Raw genomic sequence first — 15814 nt, forward strand, 5'->3', positions numbered from 1 at the left:
TTCCTCTATTTCCGCATGCCCAGCCCACCACCTCAACCGGCATCAACTGCGTTGCTTCCTGAGATGGACTCGATCCAAGGTGACGAAATCCTGCGAATGAGTGAGTATATGTGAGATAAACCCTTAAAACCGAGGGACGGTGAACGTTAGTTCAACCATCATGGAGCAGTATGACGCAACGGCAGCTGCTCCTATTTTATTAAGCTAAAGGGCAGATTAATGCAAATTTTACTATGTAAATTCGTCTGATTTATACAAGCTTATTTTTGGGAGGGATTGGATGAAGAAACTGAAAATCGGTAGTGGTTTTCTTTTGTTTATTATTGGACTATATGTAGCCTTTCAAGGGTATTCAACTTACACATTTAGTGTACGGAGTTATGACGGCAGTATGGGAGTATATAAGTTTGGCTTTTTTATCCCTGCAACCGATTATCACCTACACACAACTGGAGTTATTTTTACCTGTGTTGGTCTAGTTTTAATTATCTCTACATCTTACTGGATGTATTTATTATTGAAGAAGCAAAAGGAATCATTGAACTAACTGAGAACGATAGTTGAAGACTAAAAGGGCTGCCACTTGGCAGCCCTTCGTCGTTACGCTAACGGGCAGTATACAACAATAGGAAATTAGTGGTATCCTTTGGGATTGAGGGCTCCATTTGTTATTTCAATTTATTGGTGATGGGTAGAATAGTTAAATTAAAATAATACAGCAGTTTAAATGAATTTATAATCGTGTTCACTATAAGCAAGTCGTTTTTCAGGTGTGGGATTGGTCGAATGATGACAGAACCTACATGGTAAATCATTTCATCTTGATTGAATGTGACGGGAAATGGAATACAAGTGTTCAACGAACAACTTACAGGGCTCTGCTCAGAGACGAATTCAGTCAGATATTAAGTGCCACTGGTTTTGACAACATTGAATGGCACATGCCAGCAGATTCGGGATATTATCAACCGATTGTTACCGCCAAAAAAAGGAAGCCGAAGCGGTTCGTTGAATGGGCACGATAGTGAAGGAGCTTACCTTGCGGCAGCTCCTAGATTTGTTAATCCAGCTTAAAAATTGCTGCTCGTCCTTTTCAACCATCGCTTCCGATTTGGGTTGGCGTGGGCGTAACACCTGAGAGTTCCGCAAGAGCAGGGAGACTTTGGCTTGACATGGCACTTGGATTTCTTGGGGGCGACCCACTCTGAGTTAAACCGTTGGTAGATCGTCAAGCTAATCAAGATGCCAGACAAGGTTGCAAGTGCTATTGAACTTTTAGCAACGCAAGTGGCACCGGTGGTTCGTCGAGAACTCAGGAAACATAATTATAGAAGCCATTTCAGGTTTTAAGAGATCAAGAGTCACTTGATATAGTGGCTCTTTTTTCTTGCATTGGCATTGCGCTAACGGGGAACGTTAACGGGCGGGTAGTTGAACAAGTCTAGAGAATAAATGCTGATAATGAGATTCCCGTCTGAGACCAAAGTACGTCAGTCTTTTCCTTGATCACATTTGCTCAAGTGTTTACTTGATGGTGCTTAAGATTCGTTATAGGATAATTAAAAGAAACATTCAGGAAAGGTAGATCCGTCTCAATGCAAACAAAGAGTAAATTATTCATTCTTGGTACGGTAGTTGCAACTGTAATAATTATGATGGGGCAATTGCGTGCCACCTCTACTTCAGCAGCCACTCCCACCTATTATGTAGACTCCAGAGGCAACGATGATAACGCGGGCACCAAAAAATCTCCTTGGAGAACTCTCCAGCATGCAGCAGACGTCGTAAAACCGGGCAGTACCGTGTATGTTAGAGGGGGCGTCTATAAGCAAAAGCTAAAAATTACCCGCTCTGGCTCAGCCCGGGGTGGTTCGATCACGTTCGTAAACTTTCCGAAGGAAAGGGCAGTCATTGATGGAAGCGGACTTTCTGTCACAGGACAACAAGGCATTATTGAGATTGAAGACGCCAGCCATATCACGATAAAGGGGTTTGAAATCCGTAATTTTATCACAACGAAAAAAGATCAATTGCCTATAGGTATATATGTCCACGGCTCAGGAAGCTATATTAAGATTCTGAATAACAAAGTGCATGATATCAAAAATACCGCTGCACCAACCGGCAGTGACCTGCTTGGCCGGGATGCTCACGGTATCGCTGTGTATGGTACTGATGCACCCGCCTCCATTCATCATGTAGCGATAGAAGGTAATGAGCTTTACAAGCTGGTACTGGGTTCAAGCGAGTCCCTTGTTTTAAACGGAAATGTCGATACTTTTTCCGTGACGAACAATCTCATTCATGATAATGACAATATCGGAATCGATCTCATCGGCTTCGAAGGAGTAGCGCCGCATCCGTCCTACGATCAAGTGAGAAATGGATTAGTCAGTGGCAATAGAGTATATAACATCTCATCCAACTTTAACCCTTCTTACGGTAAATCACTTCCTAACAATAGCAACGCGGCCGGTGGTATTTATATTGATGGGGGGAAAGACAGTGTTATTGAACGAAATTACAGTTACAAGAACGATATTGGCATTGAAATTGCCAGTGAACATGCAGGGAAATCCACAAGCGATATTACCGTGCGAAGCAACATTGTCTACAGTAATCGGTATACGGGAATAGCGATGGGCGGCTACGATAGTGAACGAGGCGCAACTGTGAATTGCAAGATCATCAACAATACCCTATATCAAAATAATTCGCTGAATGATGGCAGTGGTCAAATTCTGCTACAGTATGATACCAAGAATAATATCATCACAAATAATATCATCTTTGCGGAATCATCGAATGTCTTCATCTATAACGAACACACGAAAAACTCTGGAAATGTGGTAGACTACAATCTTTATTACGCCCCCGGAGACGTTTCGAAAGCAACTTGGATTTGGAAAAACGAGGAATATGTCGGTTTTTCGGCTTATAAGACCAGTACTAGAAATGATGTACACTCTATATTTGCCGATCCCCGGTTTGTGAATCAAGGCCAAAATAATTTCCACCTTAAAGCTGCTTCCGCAGCAATCGATGCGGGTAGATCTTACAGTTCGATCATCAAAACCTTGGACATTGACGGTCAAGCAAGACTACGGGGAGCATCAGTTAACATAGGGGCAGATGAGTAAAGGAAACGTTAGTTCAATAGTACACATCGATGAGCAGGCGCTGCGGTGTCCTGCTCATTTTATTAAGCTAACGGGCAGCTTTCCTATTATGAAGAAATAGTGGTTTTGAATGCTGTTGAAAGCGGCACGATTGGCATCAGGCACGGTAAGAAAGTACGTTACTCTAAAAGCTACAGGTTCAGGACAGGACTCTCCACTCCTATCCAAATCCTATAGTGCTCATCATGAGTACGGACCACCCTTCGGGGTGGTTTTTTTTTAGAAAAATAGAACCTCATTATTTTTTGTAAGATGATTTTGTGTAGTTAATCTCTTGTATTTCACCCCATCTAAAGTGAATTTGTGTGGTTCTGTTTGGAATTATTTTTTCTATAATAAGTTCTGTCATGATACGTTTATCACGTGAATCTAGTCCGAGTTCAAATGCGATTACAAGTTCACTAAGAAGGTCATCAATATTCCTATATTTATTATTGGTTTTTGGTATAGGCATTTTTTCAAGTTTTTTATTAATTTCTTTTTGCCTGTTTTCGTACCGCTTCATTAAATCATTATAATGTTGCTCACTGAGTTTTTTATGGATATAGAAATCATCAAAAACATCCTGAATTGCCTTTTCTAAACTGTTATATTCATATTGTAATTGTTGAAGAACATTTGTTGTCTCATCTATATCGTCAACTAATTTGCTCGATATTTGTTCTTTACTGTACCTACCATTACTGATATCAACAATTCTTTTTAGAACTGCATCATTGAGTGAAGGGAGGTCAATCACTGGACTATTACAATTTCCATGTTCATTTTTATTACTACATACATATCTTCGTGTTTTCTTGCTTCCTGTTTGTCTTAAATACATTTTGCCACTACACATTGGACACTGTAGGATTGAAGATAATAATTGTCGCTCTCTACCTCTCCAAAAGTTTTCTCGACCAAACAACGTACTCTGAACATATGTATAATCATCCAAGCTTACTAAAGCATCATAGCCTATTAGTGGATATAAAACTCCCTTCCAATTTTGCATAGCAGCATAGGTTGGATTAGTTAACATATAACGTACTCTTCGTGGTGTCCATTCGACATTTGTTTTTGTGGTTACTGAAGCACTTTTTAGCCATTTTGAGATAATGTAAGGTCCTTTTCCCTCTTTTTCCATTTTAAATGAGTGTATGACTGCTTCTGCACCTAATCCATCAGCTTTAAAAACACCTTCTTTCTTTATTAAACCAAATGGGCAGGTCCACCATTCCAACGTCCTTTTTCTGCATTTGTTTTTTTGTTATCACTAGTAACATCACTAAGATTATCACTATAATATTCATTGAAATTAACAAGTATATTAGCAACTAATCTTCCTGTTGGTGTATGATATTCACATTTTCGAATGTTTTATCCCAATCTTTAATGCCATGCCACATTTTCGGGTTGGATCGATGAAGAGCTTAACCAAATCCAAATATATCTACTTTAACTTGCTTTTGAAATTTGTGAAGCGAGTGGATCAGTAAATCCTTCGGTAAATTTAGGAAAGAAAATACAATAATAAATATTGACAAGGACAATAGGCAATTATTAATCAGTCTATTAATGAAAAACAGTACCGAATATATTGTTTGCTTTGAGAATGAAACATTATTTGATTCAAGATGTAATATTATAAATGTTAATTTTTTCAATCAGTGATGGTGTCTCATGATTATTAAAAAGTACGGAAATTGATGCTATGGAATAAATATTGCATTATGGTGTGCAGTTCACCAAATTGCTAAGTCATTAATGCGAATAGTTGTTAAAACCTTGCGTTTGTTGATTGTTCATATTTAATAAAGATATGCAAGCTTACTTATTTCTTGCAGTCTCGTACGAAAGGCTTAGCGGAGGCGTTTCATACACTTTTAATTTTGTGTATCGATCGTATTAATTTCATGTCTCGGTATCCAAAGCATTTATGCGTATAGTATATACTCCGGTTTAGTGGACAATCTAAAACTGTTACCTAAAAATTTTAAAACAAGGAGTTATTTGCATGGATCATCTCTTTATTTTGATCAGAAGTTTTTCTGCATTCGTTATCCTCATGTTAATTGCAAGAATATTGGGAAAGCAAACCCTTTCCAATATGAACTTTCACGAATTCGTGACGGCTGTCATATTGGGTGCTATGGCTGCCAACTTTGCATTTAACGAAAAAATACAAGTTGTCCACTTATTAATAGCCCTGTCCGTTTTTACAATTACTTCTTTTGCTTTATCTAAGCTTTTTTTGAAATTCAGAAACTTTAAGATGTGGACAGAAGGAACACCCACCGTTCTAATAGAAGGAGGGTTCATTCTCGAAGATAACTTAAAGAAAAATAATATGACACTGGATTCTTTAAACCAACAGCTTCGCCAGAAAGAGATTTTTAATATAGAAGAAGTGGAATATGCCCTCCTTGAGATTAACGGAAAACTATCTGTTCTAAAGAAAAAGGAACTACAAACCGTGACATTAAAGGATCTGCAGTTGAATGCCGGTAAGGCCGTTCAATTTCCAATAGAGCTTATAATTGACGGACAACTTTTGCGTGGTAACTTAAACTCCAACCATATCCCGGAAACATGGTTACTGTCCCAACTGAAGTCACGCGGCAAAAAGTTAGAGGACGTATTCTATGCTGTTAAAAGCAGCAACGGCCAACTTTATGTGGATGAATATAAGGATAAAATCCAGCATCCAATTGATGTAGAATAATATTGATACTTTGACTTTTGGTCAATAACTACCTGTGATTTAGCGTAATCAAATAATTGTATTTGGCAGCGTGCTTAAGCTCATCCAATATGATACCGTACACTGTATCCTTATAGATGCCTACGGGCATCCCAAACCAGATTTTGCGGTATCGTTCCACCGCACCCAGTTCTCCCTGCAAGGCGCGTTGAAGACCCTCTGTATAGGATTGCACTCTCTCATATTGCTCACTACTGATACCTGTAATCTCATGGCCTGTCAACGCCCGATACATCTCCCTGAACATTTTATTGTGGCCGCGCTCATCGTTACGGATGCTTTCTATTATAGCCACCTGCTCCTGTGAGGGAGCCAAATTGATCAATTCATCGTAGAACAGCTCGTCGTTCCGCTCCCCTTGTACAGCTTCCTTTATCATTTGTACAGCTTCCGGAAATCCTGTGCTCCAGATAGGTATAAAATCGAACCGGATGTAGTATGAGTTTTCCCAGTAAGAAGGTCTTTGATACAAGATTGTCTCCTCCAGACGTTAGTTTGCTAAAAAGTATATGCTAAAAAGTATATGTGCGTCTGCCTATTTCGGTTCCTAACAATAGGATAAATGACTGCCTACTGCACGCTTCCAGTCTCCTTTCAAAATTTATGTCACGTAACGGCTCACTCAACTCTCTGCTTTACCAGTGTGCGCAATACACAACTCCGTATTGGATATACAAATAATGTCGTTACGATAGGCGATGCTTATGGACCAGTTCTATGTGAGTATTGCGAGTAAGGCATTCAGTATGAATGTATTTGTTAAAAAATGATGTTGACATTATACCCGTATGGGTATATTGTGAGTGTGTAAGAAGGATAGCGATAAAAAAAAAGAAGGGAGTGTGTGTGTATGACATACGATAGCAAAGTCATAAATCGTGTCAAACGTATGGAAGGTCAATTAAGAGGCATTTTACGTATGATGGATGAAGGGAAAAATTGCAAAGAAGTCATTACACAACTTTCAGCTGTAAGATCTGGATTAGATCATACAATTGGTGTCATTGTAAGTGAAAATCTAGTAGAATGCGTGCAAAATGCGAAAGGCGTTCAATCCAAATTGAATGAGTCTATCCAAGAAGCAGTCAATTTACTCGTAAAAAGCCGATAATTCTCGGCTTTATATTTTTAATATATTAATACCTATACTGGTATAGGTAAAGGAGAGCGAAATGGAAAAGAAAAGAACGACAATTGTGTTATTCAGTGGGGACTATGATAAAGCGATGGCTGCCTATATTATTGCAAATGGTGCTGCGGCTTATGATCATGAGGTAACAATTTTCCATACTTTTTGGGGAATTAATGCATTGCGTAAACAAGCACCCATTGAAGTGAAAAAAGGATTCTTAGAAAAAATGTTTGGTAAGATGATGCCACGTGGTGCTGAAAAGCTAGGTCTTTCCAAAATGCAAATGCTTGGTATGGGTCCGAAGATGATCAAGCATGTTATGAAAAAGCATAATGCGTTGTCATTAACACAACTTATTGAAATGGCTCAGGAGCAAGATATCAAGCTAATAACCTGTACGATGACGATGGATTTATTAGGCTTACAAAAAGAAGAACTATTAGATAGTGTGCATTATGCGGGGGTAGCAGCTTATCTTGCTGATGCAGAAAATGGTAATGTCAATCTATTTATCGGCTAAGGAGGAGAACTATGGAGGCAGCCATTGTTATTGGTTTACTCATCTTGTTTATTATTTGGCGTAAGTTACCAACCAAAGGTGTAATTGGGATTAAAACAGAGCAGTTGAAGACGATGTTAACGGACAAAGATAAAGTATTCATCGATGTTCGAACTCCAGGTGAATACAGTGGTCGTCATATTGTTCAGTTCAAAAACTTTCCACTAGGTTCTGACTTGTCAAAGTTACCTACAGGGAAGGAAATCGTCGTCATTTGCCAAAGTGGAATGCGTAGCAATCGAGCTTGCAAACAATTAAAAAAATTAGGGTATGATAAGGTTACTAACGTCCGTGGTGGTATGAATGCATGGAGAGGGTGAGAGGTATGAAAGAGATTACCGTTCAAGAAGTGCAACAAAGCATAGAAAACGGGAACAAGCTGAATCTAATTGATGTTCGTGAGGTGGCTGAAATACAAGAAGGTCACATTCCTGGAATTATCAATATTCCTTTAGGTTTACTTGAGTTTCGTTTACATGAGCTTAACAAAAATACACCCTATATTATGATATGTCGTTCGGGTGGACGTAGTGGGCAAGCTACAGAATTTCTGTCTTATCACGGCTATGACGCTACAAATATGGTCGGTGGAATGTTGGCTTGGGAAGATAAATCAAAATAAAATTTTTTTTGGATTAAAAAATACGCCACAGGGTATTAGGAGGGTTAAGAATGGCAGTTAAAGCAGATTTTATGTTAGATGCAAAAGGGCTAGCTTGTCCAATGCCTATTGTCAAAACGAAAAAGGCAATGAACGATCTAGAAGAAGGTCAGATCTTAGAGGTGCAAGCAACAGATAAAGGATCTAAAGCTGATCTTGCAGCCTGGTCAGAAACAGTTGGTCACCAATATATTGGCACAACAGAAGATGGGGATGTGTTATATCATTACATTCGTAAATGTTCAAATGATGCCATGGTAGAAAACACACATGAACATACCATTGCTAATGAAGAGATCGTTTCCCGTGTAGCAACTGGTGGATCTATTCTAGATGTACGTGAAGAGGCGGAATATGCATTTGGTCATATTGAAGGGGCAAAATCAATTCCTATGGGTGAACTTGATTCACGTATGAATGAGCTAGATAAGAATCAAGAAATTTATGTGATTTGTCGTACTGGCAAACGCAGTGATCTCGCAGCACAAAAGCTTGCAAACCATGGATTTGAAAAAGTGTATAACGTCTTACCAGGTATGACAGGTTGGACTGGCAACTTAACAACATCAATATAACTTATGGAGGGTTCACTATGTCAAACAAAGTAGCAATTATCGCGAGTAATGGTGGTCTATTCGACGCTTATAAAGTATTTAACATCGCAACAGCAGCAGCAGCTTCTGAAAAAGAAGTCGCTATTTTTTTCACATTTGAAGGGTTGAATTTAATTCATAAGCAAGGTATGCATGGGCTTTCCTTGCCAGCTGGTAAAGAATTTATGGCGGAAGGATTTACTAAAGCAAATGTTCCAGCGATTCCTCAATTGGTTGAAATGGCACAAGAGTTAGGTGTGACATTCATCGCTTGCCAGATGACGATGGATGTTATGAATCTAACTAAGGAAAACTTTGTAGATGGTATTGAAGTAGGTGGAGCCGTTACATTCCTTGAATTTGCCAAAGATGCCGCTCCATCATTAACTTTTTAGAGTAATAGGATAAATTAGTGAGGGGATTCTTCTCTCACTAAAAAAATAACAAAAATATACCTATGGGGGTAATTTGAAATGTCAGTAATAAAATGGACAGCATCAGATGTTGCTCGTAAAGTCATTGAAAATCAATCATTATTTATTTTGGATGTACGTAATGCAGATGCATATGAAGATTGGAAAATTGAAGGACATCAATTCGACTATCTAAATATTCCGTATTTCGAATTATTAGATGGTGTTGAGAGCATAATTCCTCAAATTCCAACGGACAAAGATATATTAGTTGTCTGTGCTAAAGAAGGATCCTCGATCATGGTGGCTGACATGTTGAGTGAAGCCGATGCTACTCTATCTGTTAGTTATTTAGAAGGTGGCATGAAATCTTGGAGTAGTTATTTAGAGCCAATAAAAGTTGCTGATCTTTCTGGCAACGGTGAATTATATCAATTCGTTCGTTTAGGGAAAGGTTGTCTTTCTTATATGGTAATCTCAGAGGGGGAGGCAGCACTTATCGATGCTGTAAGATTTACAGAAGTATTCACCAGCTTCGCTGAAGAGAAAAATGTGAAAATAAAACACGTATTTGATACGCATCTACATGCTGATCATATTTCAGGAGGACGTTCTATTGCAGAGGCTACTGGTGCAACGTACTACTTGCCTTCGAAGGATGCAGAAGAAGTTGTGTTTGATTATAAACCTCTTGAGGACGGATTGATGGTTCAAATCGGTACTTCTAACATTGAAGTAGGTGCACTTTACTCACCGGGTCATACGATTGGATCAACTTCATTTGTAGTAGACGATAAGTATCTATTAACAGGTGATATTCTATTCATCGATTCAATTGGTCGTCCTGACTTAGCAGGTCTTGCGGATAATTGGGTAGGAGATCTTCGTGAGACATTATATCGTCGTTATAGAGAACTTGCAGAGGACTTAATTGTACTACCCGCACATTTTATGATCATCGATGAATTGAATGAAAACGGTACTGTTGCGAAACGATTAGGTGATTTACTCGTTGAAAATCACGGTTTGAATATTGAGGATGAAGGTGAATTCCGCAGTATTGTAACCGATCATTTACCACCACAACCGAATGCATATCAGCAAATTCGCCAGGTTAATATGGGGAAAATCAATCCTAATTATGAGGAACAAACCGAAATGGAAATTGGTCCAAACCGTTGTTCAGTACGTTAATTGGTCCAAATAGATTAAAAAACGAAATGGGGTTATTTAATTATGAAAGTAGTCAAAATAATAGACGCAAAAGGACTAGCATGTCCTATGCCAATCGTTCGAACAAAAAAAGCAATGGATTCCGTTGCTTCAGGTGAAGTAGTAGAGATTCATGTGACGGACAAAGGTGCGCTTGCAGATTTTCCAGCTTGGGCAAATGCAGGCGGACATACCATTTTAGAACAATCAGAAGACGCTGACGTATTTAAATTTTATATAAAAAAAGCGTAATGTAGTTCTTTTAGGCGGGTTTCGATCATCGAAGCCCGCCATGTTATTAGAAAGAAGGGAAAAGTATGGATATCACATTTATTGTTGTCATATTTTTAATAGGTTTTATCGGTTCTTTTGTATCAGGAATGCTTGGTGTTGGTGGCTCTATTATTAAGTACCCAATGCTTTTATATATACCACCAATATTTGGGATAGTATCTTTTACAGCACATCAGGTTTCAGGTATTAGCGCGGTACAAGTATTTTTTGCATCGATCGCGGGAGTTTGGGCTTATCGTAAAGGTGGTTTTCTCAATAAATCACTGATTATCTACATGGGTGGCTCTATATTACTCGGAAGTTTTATCGGTAGCTTTGGCTCGTCGCATCTATCTGAGCAGTCTGTAAATGTTGTGTATGGGATACTAGCTACATTAGCGGCAATCATGATGTTTGTACCGAAAAAACATATCGATGATATTCCATTAGATAAAGTAACATTTAATAAAACAATAGCAGTAGTTCTAGCGTTAATTGTTGGTGTAGGGTCTGGCATTGTTGGAGCCGCCGGTGGATTTTTACTTGTCCCCATTATGTTAGTCGTGCTTAAAATTCCAACGCGAATGACGATTGCTACGAGTTTAGCCATTACATTTATCTCCTCTATAGGAGGAAGTATTGGTAAATTAATGACAGGGCAAGTCGATTACTTGCCAGCAATTATCATGATTGTTGCTAGTCTTATTGCGGCACCACTTGGAGCAAAAGTGGGCAAAACATTGAATACGAAGGCATTACAAGCCATTTTAGCTGTATTAATTTTAGCAACTGCTGTTAAAATATGGATTGATTTATTGTAAAGTGAGTCTAATATTTAGTACTTGTCAGGGGTTCTATCCCCCTATTTTTCACAAACACATTAAACACAAACGGCAGAGATGCCGTTTTTTGCTGTTATAGCGCACAAGACTTGTGGTGTGCTTAATATTGATGGTACTGAAAAATTCATTAGATATGACAGTATTGCTCAAATAAATTGGTTTATGAAAGTCTATGCTACGGATATTAAATTCAACGATATGATAATCATAAATCTGATAAATTTCAAAATTCCCCCTCTCGTGGTAAGTTGACCACGAGAGGGGGGATATTCTAATTATAAAACTAAATTGAATTGTTGTAGCGAAAGCATGGAAACTATTGAATCCTACCTTAGAGGGAGGTGAAAGTAGTCAAGAAATATAAAATCAGCTTATCGAACTCAATCGTTTCATCGCTAGTCTGATCAAGCTCGCGTATGATCCGCTGATGCCAGTAGGAGGCCCAGCCTTCGTTCATAATCTTGGTCTCGATTTGAGGCCAGAAGTAGAGCATCTCATCGCGAAGCATAGATAGAATGTCGCGCTGCCAATCCTCAAGAGTAGGGGAGTACTCCTCAATGAACCAGATGAGATCTTTTTCTGGCCGTGGCGAAAATCGCTTGGCGTCAGCAGCCTGCGATTGAGCGGCTGATGCGGCGGCAGCCGTCCGATCCGGGTCCAGATTCCACAAGTCATCGTAAGAGGAGGAAGGGATATTCCACTCCGAGCGCTCACTGTCCTTTTGCACCATTTCGATATAACGTTTCTTATCTAATTGATAAGGCTTAATAAGCGTCGGATCGACATGCTCTTGAATAGCAAGGATCGCATTGATAAACTTTTCGACCGCCTCCGTGCCATGATCCATTTCATATTGATGAATGCGATCAGTTGTAGCAGACATGCTCTTGATCATATTGCGATTGGTTACACCAAAGCGAGCGTTTTTTTTGAAAAAATCACAGTGAGCGAGCACATGAGCGACGATGAGTTTATTCTGAATTAAAGAATTTCCTTCAAGAAGAAATGCGTAGCAGGGGTTGGAGTTAATTACAAGCACGTAAATCTTACTCAAGCCGAAGTCGTGTTGGAGCTCCATTTTGTGGAAAGTTTTTACAAATCTTCAATGATTAAATCTTGTAGGCATACCATAAGCACCGAATGTATAAATGATCTATGCAGGACAAATCTCATAGCGCATTTGATAGAAATCTAATCCAAATCCTTTTGCAATTTCTGTTATCTCATCAATTGAACGCTCTAATGATCGAATTTCTTCGGGGATCATCTGGATACCTCCAAGTTTTCATATTTATTGGTGTTTGTCAAGAACGAGCTGTCTATCTTGAAATTGTAGACGAAGAAAAACATTGTTTATATCTAGTTAAAGCGATGCTAGTAAAATTACTACACTTTGGTCACCTTTATTTTTATAGTACTCTTAGTAATATATGCATAAGTTAACTGTCACGCGAGATGCTTATGGTGAGTCAGGAATATATAATATATCCTGTGATATAGTCAATTATGTTATTTGGGAGGCTTTGAAGTTAAGGGAAAAGTTGAAATTAATAGTAGAAATTATTATGTCAAAGATGCTGAGCTATGGTTTTCAACGGGTCAGGTTTATGAGTTTTTCGTTCAGTTACATAAATGTTATTTTGATTTAAAAGGGGGGGTAACCTTTTTAGAATCAGAAAATAACTTTAAATTTGACCTTAGTTTTAATGGGTTAGGTCAGATTAATATTCGAGGGTATTTTCAAGAATCAGCGAGTGAAGAGAATATATTGCAATTTGAGTTTGACAGTGAACAAAGTTATTTGGCAACAACATTACATCAGTTAAAGGGTATTGTTTACTATTATGGTGACCTAAAAGGCATGGAGAGAAAGTGATTTCTTCTTATGCTACCTATGAACGTGGAATGCTCCAGATTCGAATGCAGCTTTAAAATTTCCAGATAGTAATTAGGGAAACGGTTGGACTGCACAAATCAAAGTTGGAAATAAACTTCTTGGACAAGATAGTAAATTCTATAAAAATCCAAGTAATATTACTCATATTTCTGTTGATTTTGGGAGGTAATAAAATTTGTTGGAATATTATAAATCTTTACCCGATTATATCTCTACATCTCGGTTGAAGGAGCTATTTGAAGAATTAGTCACCAAAATAAAATTACAAGCTTTTAGCGTAGAAGAGGCTCTAGAGGCTTTGTTAGAATTATCAGACAGACAGTGGCATGCATATGAGTTACTGGACAATAACTTGAAAAATGAAATTGAAAATTGGATCTTAAGTAATTGGAATAAGGAGTCAATAAATGATGTTGAATTTATATCATCAATTATCGGTCGATTAGGGTTAACAAAAGCATATAAGTACATGAAAAGTTTATTAAATGAAAATCTGAGAAACGAAATAAGAAGTGTTATAGAAGAAGCAATTGCTGATCTAGATGGGCATGTTGAAGATCCATACTTTGGGATGAAGTAAGTAATATAGTAAAAAACCTTGATTGATTTTATGTCTATCAAGGTTTTTTGGAGGTGTATCACAAGTTGCGAGGTGGTAATAAGGCAGCAATTATTTAAATAGGAGATCAGAATTAAATAGATTATCAAGATATTTTTGTTTAACGGAAACGTATTTAGACATTAGTAAGCGTGTTGTCAGTTCAGGGGTTAACAATGGTAATGGTCAGATAATTTAATTGTTTGAATGGAGAGTTGTCATGCGGTATATGCACATTGAATTAACAACAGCTGAGGAAAGAGTACCTCAGATTATTTACTCGGAGATAGATGACGTAGGATATGAAGTTAGGAAAGTTGAAATATATTTTGATGGTAGTGTGGGCTATGCTTCTAGCGAAAATGAAGTTGGTAAAACATTGTTGGCAGATCAGGTGATACCTACCTTAGAAGAGATTGATAGTGACAATGAGATAATAGCCACTCAGTTAAGCAGAGAAGATTTTGAGATCATATGGGCTTCATATACTAAACAATAAGACAGTAACATTACTAACCACATGCAAGTGAAAAATACTTGCATGTGGTTTTTTTTCTCCAAAACCCTAATTGTTATTATAAGTATGTTCCTGTCCCGAATAGGTGGACAAAATGAAATCCTTTATGAGAGTATCAGTCCAAAGCTACAGATTCAGGACAGGACTCTCCACTCCAATCCAAATCCTATTGTGCTCATCATGAGTACGGAACACTCTTCGGGGTGTTTTTTTTGTTAATAATTTGTGTTAACTCCAAAAGAATAAATTTTATATACTGGGAGTCTATTCAAATGGGCAAACGTCTATTAGCCCCCATCTTTTTAAAAGTTGGAGGCTATATTAATACTAGAACGTTGAAGAAACATATATGGGAAGGCTTTTTGAAATAGTTTTTCTTCACGAAATGGCACTTGCCTCAGTTGTGATGCCCACCTTTACCGAATTAGGATCCCCGTTTAGGCGTTATGATTTGAAAACAAAGAGCTGACAATTAAAGACAACGTTTGCCTGTATACTGAATGGGCCGATTGTACATCTCCCAAGTGTCCTCCAATGTAAAGATGAATAACGCCGTGGAGTGAAGCCCAGAATATAAGTATAAAGGTTTCCGTGTCATACTGACTGTGAATCAGACCTTGCTCTTGTGCATTGCTGATCACTGTCAATAATTGCCTCATGGCTGTTATGGTGCCATGCATGCTTTCCTCGTCCGGTTTGAAATCTGCGAAGGCTCCTCCAAACATCAGCTTATAATAGCTGGAGTAGCACTGCCCAAATTGCCAATAGGTTTCGCCTAAATTCAGCAACTGCTGCGCCGGATTAGTAGACTGTGGCGTCCCCTCGAATTCGTTAGCAAGAAGCTTACAGCCGTCCAGATACAATTGCTGAACTAAACCCTCTTTATTAACAAACAAGTTATAGATGATTTTTGTCGAGCAATCCATTTTCTGTGCTATCTTACGCACCGTAACGGCTTCCGGCCCTTCTTCTTGCAAGAGCGTAGCCGCAGCATCAACCACGAGTTTACGGAGATTATCAATATTTTGCAAGCGAGCTTCTTGGTAGGTTTTTAACTTTTGTGTATTCGTAATGGAAGATATCTCTTGGTCGCTCATAATCATCACCTTCAGTTATCGTGTTTTCATCAGGAAACAAAGTGTCTGACTCTCTTACCAGTAACTTTATTTAGTTGTTGGACGATTGTCAATGCGAC

18 protein-coding genes and 1 pseudogene are annotated in these 15814 nt (G+C 38.3%); 15 read left to right on the forward strand and 4 right to left on the reverse strand.

Translation table 11 applies throughout. The features are described from left to right. Nucleotides 1-280 precede the first annotated feature (280 nt). The gene (locus tag ACIFSR_RS15665) at nt 281-547 is read left to right on the forward strand and encodes a hypothetical protein (RefSeq protein ID WP_430058131.1); all 267 of its coding nucleotides are present in this window, start codon (nt 281-283) and stop codon (nt 545-547) included. Nucleotides 548-1595: 1048 nt separating this feature from the next. Next, complete coding sequence (locus ACIFSR_RS15670; RefSeq protein WP_430058134.1) at nt 1596-3140, forward strand: right-handed parallel beta-helix repeat-containing protein; 1545 nt, start codon at nt 1596-1598, stop codon at nt 3138-3140. A gap of 277 nt (nt 3141-3417) precedes the next feature. Here ACIFSR_RS15670 and ACIFSR_RS15675 read toward each other — a convergent pair whose 3' ends face one another. Then, the gene (locus ACIFSR_RS15675) at nt 3418-4401 is read right to left on the reverse strand and encodes a recombinase zinc beta ribbon domain-containing protein (protein ID WP_430058135.1); all 984 of its coding nucleotides are present in this window, start codon (nt 4399-4401) and stop codon (nt 3418-3420) included. Between the two features lie 774 nt (nt 4402-5175). Here ACIFSR_RS15675 and ACIFSR_RS15680 point away from each other — a divergent pair. Next, complete coding sequence (locus ACIFSR_RS15680) at nt 5176-5883, forward strand: DUF421 domain-containing protein (RefSeq protein WP_339203219.1); 708 nt, start codon at nt 5176-5178, stop codon at nt 5881-5883. Nucleotides 5884-5911: 28 nt separating this feature from the next. On the opposite strand, the gene ACIFSR_RS15685 is transcribed toward ACIFSR_RS15680, so the two are convergent. Then, nucleotides 5912-6394, reverse strand: a complete 483-nt coding sequence (locus tag ACIFSR_RS15685) for a ferritin-like domain-containing protein (protein ID WP_339203218.1) — start codon at nt 6392-6394, stop codon at nt 5912-5914. Nucleotides 6395-6772: 378 nt separating this feature from the next. Here ACIFSR_RS15685 and ACIFSR_RS15690 point away from each other — a divergent pair, with 378 nt between their 5' ends. The 9 genes from ACIFSR_RS15690 (at nt 6773) to ACIFSR_RS15730 (ending at nt 11586) form a co-directional block, all read left to right on the forward strand. After that, complete coding sequence (locus ACIFSR_RS15690; RefSeq protein ID WP_430058138.1) at nt 6773-7033, forward strand: metal-sensitive transcriptional regulator; 261 nt, start codon at nt 6773-6775, stop codon at nt 7031-7033. Nucleotides 7034-7094: 61 nt separating this feature from the next. Further along, nucleotides 7095-7574 (forward strand): DsrE/DsrF/DrsH-like family protein, encoded by a 480-nt coding sequence (locus ACIFSR_RS15695; RefSeq protein WP_430058140.1) that lies wholly within the window; start codon nt 7095-7097, stop codon nt 7572-7574. 11 nt (nt 7575-7585) lie between these two features. Then, a complete protein-coding gene (locus ACIFSR_RS15700; protein WP_430058143.1) occupies nt 7586-7933 on the forward strand; it encodes a rhodanese-like domain-containing protein in 348 nt (115 codons plus the stop codon). A gap of 5 nt (nt 7934-7938) precedes the next feature. Continuing rightward, on the forward strand, nt 7939-8235 hold the full coding sequence (locus ACIFSR_RS15705; RefSeq protein WP_430058146.1) for a rhodanese-like domain-containing protein: 297 nt from the start codon (nt 7939-7941) through the stop codon (nt 8233-8235). A gap of 50 nt (nt 8236-8285) precedes the next feature. Beyond that, entirely contained in the window at nt 8286-8849 is a 564-nt protein-coding gene (locus tag ACIFSR_RS15710; protein WP_430058148.1) for a sulfurtransferase TusA family protein, read from the forward strand. A 17-nt stretch (nt 8850-8866) separates the two neighbouring features. Further along, nucleotides 8867-9262: a DsrE/DsrF/DrsH-like family protein gene (locus ACIFSR_RS15715; RefSeq protein ID WP_339203208.1), complete on the forward strand. Its 396-nt coding sequence runs from the start codon at nt 8867-8869 to the stop codon at nt 9260-9262. A 78-nt stretch (nt 9263-9340) separates the two neighbouring features. Continuing rightward, nucleotides 9341-10474, forward strand: a complete 1134-nt coding sequence (locus tag ACIFSR_RS15720; RefSeq protein ID WP_430058151.1) for an MBL fold metallo-hydrolase — start codon at nt 9341-9343, stop codon at nt 10472-10474. Between the two features lie 42 nt (nt 10475-10516). Next, nucleotides 10517-10744, forward strand: coding sequence for a sulfurtransferase TusA family protein (locus ACIFSR_RS15725; protein WP_339203205.1), 228 nt, complete (start codon nt 10517-10519; stop codon nt 10742-10744). A 65-nt stretch (nt 10745-10809) separates the two neighbouring features. Then, nucleotides 10810-11586 carry a sulfite exporter TauE/SafE family protein gene (locus tag ACIFSR_RS15730; protein WP_339203203.1) on the forward strand — a complete coding sequence of 259 codons (777 nt, stop codon included), beginning with the start codon at nt 10810-10812 and terminating at the stop codon, nt 11584-11586. A 388-nt stretch (nt 11587-11974) separates the two neighbouring features. On the opposite strand, the pseudogene ACIFSR_RS15735 reads toward ACIFSR_RS15730, so the two are convergent. Next, nucleotides 11975-12874, reverse strand: a pseudogene (locus ACIFSR_RS15735) (SpoVR family protein); the annotation flags it as partial. Nucleotides 12875-13120: 246 nt separating this feature from the next. On the opposite strand from ACIFSR_RS15735, the gene ACIFSR_RS15740 reads away from it, so the two are divergent. The 3 genes from ACIFSR_RS15740 to ACIFSR_RS15750 all read left to right on the forward strand — a co-directional run bounded on the left by ACIFSR_RS15740 (nt 13121) and on the right by ACIFSR_RS15750 (nt 14601). Then, the gene (locus ACIFSR_RS15740) at nt 13121-13483 is read left to right on the forward strand and encodes a WapI family immunity protein (protein WP_339203201.1); all 363 of its coding nucleotides are present in this window, start codon (nt 13121-13123) and stop codon (nt 13481-13483) included. Between the two features lie 196 nt (nt 13484-13679). Beyond that, the gene (locus tag ACIFSR_RS15745; protein ID WP_339203199.1) at nt 13680-14084 is read left to right on the forward strand and encodes a hypothetical protein; all 405 of its coding nucleotides are present in this window, start codon (nt 13680-13682) and stop codon (nt 14082-14084) included. 238 nt (nt 14085-14322) lie between these two features. Further along, on the forward strand, nt 14323-14601 hold the full coding sequence (locus ACIFSR_RS15750; RefSeq protein ID WP_430058157.1) for a DUF6881 domain-containing protein: 279 nt from the start codon (nt 14323-14325) through the stop codon (nt 14599-14601). Nucleotides 14602-15056: 455 nt separating this feature from the next. Here the strand turns inward: ACIFSR_RS15750 and ACIFSR_RS15755 are convergent, their stop codons facing one another. Beyond that, nucleotides 15057-15716, reverse strand: coding sequence for a TetR family transcriptional regulator (locus tag ACIFSR_RS15755; RefSeq protein ID WP_430058160.1), 660 nt, complete (start codon nt 15714-15716; stop codon nt 15057-15059). Nucleotides 15717-15814 lie beyond the last annotated feature (98 nt).

The organism is Paenibacillus sp. NRS-1760 (genome assembly GCF_050467785.1).
Lineage (GTDB): Bacteria > Bacillota > Bacilli > Paenibacillales > Paenibacillaceae > Pristimantibacillus.